Origin of the sequence: Chroococcidiopsis sp. (assembly GCF_051657925.1) — a bacterium.
GTDB lineage: Bacteria > Cyanobacteriota > Cyanobacteriia > Cyanobacteriales > Chroococcidiopsidaceae > Chroococcidiopsis.
The window spans coordinates 1-8,266 of record NZ_JBOFLP010000022.1 but is presented as its reverse complement, the minus strand read 5'-3'; the positions used below and the strand labels follow the sequence as shown (position 1 = coordinate 8,266).

At 46.1% G+C, this 8,266-nt stretch carries 11 protein-coding genes; 4 read left to right on the top strand and 7 right to left on the bottom strand.

From position 1 onward, the window contains the following. The 3 genes from ACRC32_RS01720 to ACRC32_RS01710 form a co-directional block, all read left to right on the top strand. A partial coding sequence (locus tag ACRC32_RS01720; protein WP_438552359.1) for a fluoride efflux transporter FluC occupies nucleotides 1-166 on the top strand: 166 nt, incomplete at its 5' end. Nucleotides 167-323: 157 nt separating this feature from the next. After that, on the top strand, nucleotides 324-1,001 hold the full coding sequence (locus ACRC32_RS01715) for a class I SAM-dependent methyltransferase (RefSeq protein WP_438552354.1): 678 nt from the start codon (nucleotides 324-326) through the stop codon (nucleotides 999-1,001). 78 nt (nucleotides 1,002-1,079) lie between these two features. Beyond that, the gene (locus tag ACRC32_RS01710; RefSeq protein ID WP_438552353.1) at nucleotides 1,080-2,282 is read left to right on the top strand and encodes a quinone-dependent dihydroorotate dehydrogenase; all 1,203 of its coding nucleotides are present in this window, start codon (nucleotides 1,080-1,082) and stop codon (nucleotides 2,280-2,282) included. Nucleotides 2,283-2,296: 14 nt separating this feature from the next. On the opposite strand, the gene ACRC32_RS01705 is transcribed toward ACRC32_RS01710, so the two are convergent. The 7 genes from ACRC32_RS01705 to ndhL form a co-directional block, all read right to left on the bottom strand. Next, complete coding sequence (locus ACRC32_RS01705) at nucleotides 2,297-3,079, bottom strand: hypothetical protein (protein WP_438552352.1); 783 nt, start codon at nucleotides 3,077-3,079, stop codon at nucleotides 2,297-2,299. 145 nt (nucleotides 3,080-3,224) lie between these two features. Continuing rightward, nucleotides 3,225-4,175 (bottom strand): DNA polymerase III subunit delta', encoded by a 951-nt coding sequence (holB, locus tag ACRC32_RS01700; RefSeq protein WP_438552351.1) that lies wholly within the window; start codon nucleotides 4,173-4,175, stop codon nucleotides 3,225-3,227. Between the two features lie 94 nt (nucleotides 4,176-4,269). Then, the gene (locus tag ACRC32_RS01695) at nucleotides 4,270-5,703 is read right to left on the bottom strand and encodes an FAD-dependent oxidoreductase (RefSeq protein WP_438552358.1); all 1,434 of its coding nucleotides are present in this window, start codon (nucleotides 5,701-5,703) and stop codon (nucleotides 4,270-4,272) included. Beyond that, complete coding sequence (tmk, locus tag ACRC32_RS01690) at nucleotides 5,703-6,362, bottom strand: dTMP kinase (protein ID WP_438552357.1); 660 nt, start codon at nucleotides 6,360-6,362, stop codon at nucleotides 5,703-5,705. The genes ACRC32_RS01695 and tmk overlap by 1 nt, the downstream gene beginning before the upstream one ends. Nucleotides 6,363-6,454: 92 nt before the next feature. Next, nucleotides 6,455-7,255, bottom strand: a complete 801-nt coding sequence (trpA, locus tag ACRC32_RS01685) for a tryptophan synthase subunit alpha (protein WP_438552350.1) — start codon at nucleotides 7,253-7,255, stop codon at nucleotides 6,455-6,457. Between the two features lie 10 nt (nucleotides 7,256-7,265). After that, nucleotides 7,266-7,577 (bottom strand): DUF3007 family protein, encoded by a 312-nt coding sequence (locus tag ACRC32_RS01680; protein ID WP_438552356.1) that lies wholly within the window; start codon nucleotides 7,575-7,577, stop codon nucleotides 7,266-7,268. Between the two features lie 36 nt (nucleotides 7,578-7,613). Beyond that, nucleotides 7,614-7,850, bottom strand: a complete 237-nt coding sequence (gene ndhL, locus ACRC32_RS01675) for an NAD(P)H-quinone oxidoreductase subunit L (RefSeq protein ID WP_438552355.1) — start codon at nucleotides 7,848-7,850, stop codon at nucleotides 7,614-7,616. Nucleotides 7,851-7,852: 2 nt separating this feature from the next. Between ndhL and ACRC32_RS01670 the strand changes: the two genes are divergently transcribed. Then, entirely contained in the window at nucleotides 7,853-7,990 is a 138-nt protein-coding gene (locus tag ACRC32_RS01670; protein WP_438552349.1) for a hypothetical protein, read from the top strand. Nucleotides 7,991-8,266: the final 276 nt, after the last annotated feature.

Below are 8,266 nucleotides of genomic sequence, written 5' to 3'. Positions count from 1 at the left end.
TTTTTTAGGCTCCTACACCACCTTTTCCACCTATGGCTTAGATACGGTAGCATTAGCAAGAAACCATCAAATTGCAACTGCTAGCCTTTATTGGTTAGGTAGCGCACTACTTGGGATTGTCTGCGTACAGCTAGGAGCTGCGCTAGCGCGACTGGCGATCGAGTGACTAGTGACTAGTGGCTGGTGACTAGAGAAAAGTTTGTGCCAGCTTTGCCGAGTTGCCAAACGTACTAAAACGTAACTAGTGATTAGTGGCTGGTGACTAGAGAAGAATCCAGCCGCTAGACACTAGCCACTAGCCGCTCACCAACGATCGATGACCAATGACTAATAACAAATTACTAAGAATTCTAGAACCGGAAGTGATGGACTCTTGGGAGGAAGCAGTTGAATACGATGCGATGGATTTCGTAGAAGTCAACACTGCTTTTGCTCAAACCGCAAGTGAGTTATGTCGGTTGGACACAGCTAAAGTTCTCGATGCGGGAACTGGTACAGCTCGAATTCCAATTATTCTCAGTCAAATGCATCCTCATTGGCAAATATGGGGGATTGACTTGGCAGAAAATATGTTGAAATTAGGTTTTCAGAACGTTAAAGACGCAGGCTTGCAAGATCGAATTAGTTTGGAATTAGTAGATGCTAAGCGCCTACCTTATCCTGATGATTACTTCGATCTAGTCATTTCTAACAGCCTCGTTCATCACTTACCGAACCCCTTGCCTTTTTTGCAAGAACTCAAACGAGTATTGCAATCCAAAGGAGCCATTTGTATTAGAGATTTAATTCGTCCAAGTGATGCGGCAACTATAGATCGGTTAGTTGAAGGAATTGGTACGAAATACAGCGATCGCCAGAAAGATTTATTCCGCGATTCTCTGCACGCAGCTTTTACAATTGATGAGGTCGAACAACTCGTCACTCAAGCTGAAATTCCAGGTGTGAGAATTTATCAATCGAGCGATCGCCATTGGACTGTAGAGAGGAGCTGGAGACAGTGACCAGTGACCAGTGACTAGTGACCAGATCTCTTACCTCTTCCCCTACTCCCTACTTCCTACTCCCTACTCCCTCATAAAGTGGATATTTACAAATCTGCAATTAGACCGTTTCTATTTGATGGCATCAAAGCCGATCCTGAGTGGATGCACGATCGCGTCATTCGTTCTTTAGATTGGCTGGATCGAAATCGCGCTCGTCCTGGTGTGAAACAGATTTTAGAGCAACTGCAAAAATCTACAGGTTTGCAAGACAAGCGATTGCAACAGCAACTTTGGGGAATCGATTTTCCTAATCCTTTGGGATTAGCTGCTGGGTTTGATAAGGATGGGGTAGCGGCTCATATTTGGTCGAATTTTGGTTTTGGCTTTGCCGAAATGGGGACGGTGACATTTCATTCTCAACCAGGAAATCCTCGTCCGCGTCTATTTCGATTGCCTCAAGACTTTGCCGTTCTCAATCGCATGGGTTTTAATAATCATGGCGCAGCGGTGATGGCGCAACGGTTAGCTGAGAACAATAATTCTCCTACTTTTAGACCAATACCTTTAGGCATTAACTTAGGAAAATCAAAAATTACTCCTCTAGAATCAGCCGCAGCCGACTATCTCCACAGTTTTCGGTTGTTGAAAGCCTGGGGTGACTATTTTGTGGTGAACGTTTCATCTCCAAACACTCCAGGGTTGCGATCGCTCCAAGACGCAGCTCAGTTAGGCTTAATTTTAGATGCCTTACAACAGGAAAATCAGGGACAAAAACCGATTTTAGTGAAAATTGCTCCCGATTTAGAGTGGGAAGCGATCGTCGATATTCTTAACATTGCCCAAACTTATCAATTGGCTGGAATTATTGCCACTAACACCACAATCCGCCGTGATGGATTAAAAACGCAGATAATTGCTAAAACTGGCAAATCAATTGTCGAAGAAGCTGGAGGAATCAGTGGTTTACCCGTACGCGATCGCTCTACAGAAATTATTCGGTTTATTTACCAACAAACTCAAGGACAGTTACCAATTGTCGGTGTCGGAGGAATTTTTACGGCTGAAGATGCTTGGGAAAAAATTATCGCTGGTGCTAGCCTGATACAGGTTTACACCAGCTGGATTTACGAAGGAATCGGTATAGTCAATCGCATCCTCGCGGGATTGCTGCAAAAAATGGCAAAACACGATTTAAACTCTATTTCCGAGGCTAGAGGAAGTCAGTTATCAGTTAACAGGGAGCAGGGAGCAGGGAGTAGGGAAGAACTCAGCTCCCAATTGCGCACAAATGACCAATGACCAATGACCAATGACTAAATTCGATAAAACTCCTTAGTTTCAGCCGAAAATCCCCAGGAAATGCCATCAGGATCGCGGCTGCGAGTCCACTCAGGGAAATCTGGATCGTCTCGCCGCTTATACACAGTGCTGGAATAGACATTCAGCCGCTTAGCCAGTTCTGACTGGATCAGGGTTTGGGGTAAAGGTTGATTTTGGTTGTGGGATATTGATTGTTCTGTAGCTACTGCGGTGTCGTCCGGCTGCGGCAATTGTATGGAGGTCGCGCTTTCTGGAGCATTAGGAGTAGGAGAAAAAGCTGAGACAGTTTCTAACGGAAGCGATTCGGCTTGCTTAACTGACTGCGAGGCAATTTGCTGAACATTCTGAGCTTTTTCTTTTGCTGGCTCTAATTCCTTAAGCGGTTCGCTCTTGTCCAGCATACTGCCTAAAGTGCTGGAGGTGATAAAGTAATAGACTGTCCCTAAGTCTTTATATTCCTGTCGCTGGGCGCCAAATTCGGCTGCTTTACTATCTAAATAGTATTTAGCTGTAGCAGCAGACAAATTTGCCTTGATTGCTAAATCTAATGGCGCGATCCGACCTTGATTAGCTTGAATAACTTGCAAAAAAATGGGATTAACTTGCCGACTCCATTGTTGCCACTGATAGTACTGCCATACTTTATAACCAATACTAAAGATTGCTAGCCCCAGCAGTAAAGGCCAAGTTGTAAAGAAGATGACGATCGCAAATGCTAGTGGCAACAGCAAAATCAGAAAACCATCGACACCTCTTTCTAAAGATTTTTCTTTCATTGCAGTTTTGGCAAAAAGATCCACTTGTTGGCAAATTAATCATAAACTTGGCAAAAGTAGAGCGCAATTTTTGTAACTCTTAACAATTGCGATCGCTTTGGGCTTTTTTGCCAATGGCAAAATTAGCAACTATCTATAGGGTGATTTATAGATATAAAGGCGTTCCCCGCAACATTTCTATATCTGTCAAACCTAGTAACGTGACTTCCCAAACAAGTCGAGGCTGGGCATAACAGAGTAAGTAACGCCTAGTTGTCTCCAGTTTTTCCAAGGGAAAGTGCTGCATTTCGCTAGCCAAAAACTTTTGCCAGTAGCAATACTGAAGATAGTCTACCAACCAAATTTGAGTTTCTAAATCTAGAGTGCGATCGATTTGACGCGCAAGATCTAGAGCTTCATGACAAGATGGAGGAATCTGCTGAAGTTTTGCCAGTAATTCAGCCGGAATTACCTCTAGCTTTTGCCAAGCCGCGATCGCTTCCCCTGGGCTGCCCTGGGCTAGTGCCAAAATAGCTGGTTGGCTCAAAATATGCGCGTAGCCGACTTGTTGTAGTACTTGAGCTAAAGACTGAGAGTCCAAGCGATAAAAAGGAATGCGCTGACATCTCGATACCAGCGTTGGTAATAACGATGCAGTAGAGGGAGCGATCAACACAATTGTTGCCTGTCCTGGCTCTTCCAGGGTTTTTAATAGCGCATTTGCCGCTGCCTCTGTCATAGATTCGGCTGACTCGATCGCGACTACAGCACGAGGTGCTTCCAGAGGTGGACGACTGAGAAATTGCTCGATGTGGCGAATTTGTTCGATGCGGATAACTGGTGCTGCTTTGCGTTTTTCTTCAGGTTGCGGCGGTTCGATCCACAAAACATCGGGGTGATTCCCCAACTGCAAGCGCTGGCGAACTTGTTGCTGCTTGGAATCTGGAATTTGAGAGCAGAATAATTGTTCTACAAAGTATTTAGCTGCCATGCACCTTCCTACGCCCTCCGGTCCCGCAAATAAATAAGCTGGAGCAACGCGATTTTGCGCGATCGCTTGAGTCAATAATTCTACTGCTTGATGCTGTCCGATAAGTTGGGCAAAAGAAGCGGTCATGGAGAAGTCGTAAGTCGTAAGTCGTAAGTCATAAATGAGTGGTGAGTGGTGCGTGGTGAGTGGTGCGTGAAAAGAAAGAGGTCACGGTCACTGGTCACTGGTCACTGGTCAGTGATAACTGCTCCCTGCTCCCTGCTCCCTGCTCCCTGATAACTGTCAACACCTGCCAGACGATCTTAGGATGGTAGAAGGCAAGAGGCGATTTGAGCATTTGCCCTACCTCCAACACTAAGGCATGTAGTTCTGGTCTAGAACTCGTACCTTTCATCAACTGCCGATTATACCAACGCATGAACTTGCCTAGCTTGCTTGACGACGATCTATTTGAATTGTTAGTTGGGTGTTGCTCTGTTTTGGGAAAGCCTAAGTCTTGAGTCGTTGCTATAGTCCAAGCTAGAGAATTTTTTTTAGCCAAACGTTTTTGAAAGTCTGAGGTGTCTAAATCTAAAGCACTTACATGAGAGGCATATCCTTGCTTTAACCAGTCGCGTAATGCGATCGCTCCCACAGCACTGATTGTCATCCCCTGCCCATAAATCGGACACAGGGCGCAGACTGCATCGCCTAAAGCAATAAAACCTTGCGGTAGCTTGATTTTTTCGTAGTGATACAATCTGTTAGCAGTCGCACGATGAGCGTAGGTAGGCGATACAGGCTCGGCAGATGCGATCGCCTCGTAAAATCTCTGACTGGGTAGACTGCGGGCAAATGCTAAAAAGCCTTCATCATCCAAGGGTGGAAAATCTTTGTTGTAGCCGCCTAGTGTAGCAATCCATTCTCCTCCCTCAATTCTGGCTAAATATCCCAATCTTGTATTCTCTGGTGGCGATTGGGAAATTAACATTATCTTCCAATCTGCATCAAATCCTGCGGGAGCGCGGTAGCGCCGCGTTGCATAACCGAGAAACGGATTGACGACGGTTTCAGGTGGTGGGGGAAATCCCGCGCTTTCTAGCCATTGTGGTGCTTGGGAACGACGACCGCTAGCATCGACAATTAATGTAGCGACCAGTTCGCTCTCTGTAAGTTCACCCACCGGACGTAAGCGAATACCTGTAACGCGATCGCCATGAGAATCTCGCACCAAACCCGTTGCGCGATATTTGGCAATAATTTCAATATTAGGTATTTCTAAAATGCGCCGTCTAATTGCCCACTCTAGCAACGGACGGCTGCAAGTGCAGGAAATAATTTCTGAGGTAAATGTCGTGTTGGCACTCCAGTTACCGTAAGTAAAGTGATGAAACTCCCGCAACCAATCAATTGATAGTGCGTCAGCAGTAGAAAGTTCAGCACCGATGCCCGGAAAAAGTTCTTCTAATATTCTGTACCCTTTGGCAAACAAAACGTGAGGTTGTACTGATTGGGGTACGCCTTTTCTAGGTTGAGGCTGGCTGGGTAGCATATCTGTATCAACGATCGCGACAGTAGCAAAATCATCTGCTAGTACCCGTGCAGCCAGCATACCAGCAATGCTCCCTCCTATGACAACAGCACGATCTTGCCCGTGTCTCCGTGTTGAGTTCATCATCGCAGTATTTCGGCTAAGTGTTGGCGCAAAATCGTCTGAATCTGTTGACGAACTTCGCTTTCACTCAAACTAGCATCAACTCGTACAATGCGGTGTGGATTTTGTCGAGCGAATTCTGAATATCCCTGTTGAACGCGACGATGAAAGGCGATCGCTTCTTGTTCGATGCGGTCGTTGCTTCCCCGTCCTTTAGTTCTGGATAAACCGACTTCTACATCGAGATCTAACCAAATTGTTAAGTCGCTTTCCAGCCCAGCAGTTGCGATCGCGTTGAGTTGATGGATTAAATTTAAATCTAAACCGCGACCGTAACCTTGATAAGCAATCGTGGAATCGGTATAGCGATCGCACAGAATAATTGTGCCAGAGGCGATCGCCAACTTGAGCGTTTCTTCTACATGTTGAGCGCGATCGGCGGCGTACAATAACAGTTCAGTCGTGCTGAATATGGGTGCTTCGCCTCTAGATTCCAGCAACAAAGAGCGCAGTTTTGCCCCTAATTGAGTCCCCCCTGGTTCTCTCGTTGCGATGACATCTCGCTTAGGAGTCGTAGAGCTTAAAATTTCCCGCAGCCAGGATTGTGTGGCTTGAATTTGTGTTGTTTTGCCACTACCTTCAACACCTTCAAATACAATCAGTTTGCCTGGTAAGTTCAAATTCGTTCTGTTTTCTTTATCAGTTATCAGTGGCAAGGGAGCGCACGAGCAGGGAGCAGAGGAGTAGGTATCTAGATGATTTAGGATCGAGATTATTTATTAGCAATAGTAGCTTTGAGACTGCGGCAGAATTCGGCGATCGCGGCGAGTCCTTGCTCTGGTGTCCCTTCAGCTAGACGCTTCACTATGGCACTACCCACAATGACTGCATCTGCACCCCACTGTTTTACTTGTGCTGCGTGTTCTGGCTGAGAAATGCCGAAGCCAATCCCTATTGGCTTATCGCTCATCTGCCGAATTTGTTGTAACAAGTCCTGCACGCGTGCTTCTAATCCAGTTCTGATCCCAGTAACGCCAGTCACGCTCACTAAATAAATAAATCCTTGGGAATGCCTTGCGATCGCCTCAATTCGTTCTGCCGAGCTGGTAGGAGCCACTAATAGTATGACTTCTACCCCATATTGGGTTGCCACCTGCAACACGTATTCCGCCTCTTCTAGAGGCAAATCTGGTACGACTAATCCTGCTACCCCTGCTTGAGAGATCTGTTGAAAAAACGACTCGATTCCTCGGTATAAAATCGGGTTGTAGTAAGTAAATAAAATAATTGGCGATCGCAAATCTGACTTGACAGCCGCGACCATCTCCAATACTTGCTCTAACTTTGTTCCCCGTTGCAAAGCGCGGGTAGCTGCTGCTTGAATCGTGGGTCCATCAGCCAGTGGATCGGAGTAGGGAACGCCCAACTCTATGAGATCTGCACCTGCCGCATCCAAAACCCGTAGTGCCTCAGCGGTCGTTGCTAAGTCAGGATCGCCAGCTGTAATAAATGGGATCAAGGCACACTCTTGGCGATCGCGCAAAGACTTAAAACACTCGGAAATAGCAGTCATAAATTATGGGTTACGAATTAATCTTTTCTTCTTTTTCCAGTTCGGCTTGCAGCTTTTCCAGTTCTTCCGGTGAGAGTTCGTCTAACTTTTTTTGCCAGAAAGCTTCTTCATAGGCGCTTCGCTGCTGGTGATAGGTCATCTTCTTCCCCATCACGCGAAAGAGATAGCTTAGCAGCCATCCAATCAAACCACCTACTAATAATAGCTGGCTCCAGATGCCAGCTTCTAGATTATCTAAGCCAGCAACTTTTAGAGCAACGTATGCTAAGCCTCCAGCAGCAAAGACTCCTAGAGTCACTCCGATCGCGTCAATTCGTCGCATTGCAACTGTGTTAACCACTCCTATGTAATTCTTTACCTATGTCTGAATTTGGCGACGCTTGGGTCGAAAGTTGAGGAAGGGCGATAAAACCAATAAACCTGGGAAGAAAAAGAATACCATAAAGTACATAAAACCGCGCTCGAAGGAAGTAGCCGTATACCACCTGAGATTTAAGTAGAGCAGTAGTGCGATTGGGACGACAAGCAAGTATGCTCCTGCCAAAGCTAAGTACAGTAGGGCTACCATCATAAATTTTTTCCCAAGATTAGGTATAAATGAACGAGCGATCGCCTGAGGCGAGTTCTTTGTTGACTAAGGTGTATTCCCTGTTTTTAGATATTGTACCGCTCTTCAGCTATCAGTTATCAGCGATCGGTGAGGTGAGTGGCGAGTGGCGAGTGGCTAGTAAATAGGGTGTGGGGTTTAGGGTGTGGGGTGTGGGGTGTGGGGTTTAGGGTGTGGGGTGTAGTGAGTAGCTAGTGGCTAGTGCTCCCGATCTCTCCTCTGCTCCTCTGCTCCCTTGTCTCCCTTGTCTCCCTTGTCTCCACACCTACTTTCTTTTTTTAGTTGCATAAATTTCCCTTTAGTGCTGGAATAGTAAAGCGGGGTAGACAACCCTGTCACAACTCACACTGATAGCTAAGGGGGCGTGGCGGAATGGCAGACGCTACGGACTTAAAATCCGTTGA